We start from the raw sequence: 211 nt of genomic DNA on the forward strand, positions 1-211 counted from the left end.
GACTGGGGGCACCTCCCGGCCGGAGGCTGGGGGAGATCGCCTCAGACACCCCGTATCACTCCGGGAAACACAAGCGCCACGGCATCAACATCCAAGTCCGCACCGATCCCTACGGCCGCCTGCTGTGGGCCTCACCCGCACTGCCCGGCTCCACCCACGACCCGACCGCAGCCCGTGTCCACGAGATCACCGACGCGCCGGCTGCCGCGGA

At 70.6% G+C, this 211-nt stretch carries 1 protein-coding gene; it reads left to right on the plus strand.

The window, feature by feature from the left end; all coding sequences use genetic code 11:
• A partial coding sequence (locus ADK54_RS20935) for a transposase family protein (protein ID WP_324610188.1) occupies positions 1 to 211 on the plus strand: 211 nt, incomplete at both ends.

The sequence above is a fragment of the Streptomyces sp. WM6378 genome, from assembly GCF_001279695.1.
Taxonomy (GTDB): domain Bacteria; phylum Actinomycetota; class Actinomycetes; order Streptomycetales; family Streptomycetaceae; genus Streptomyces.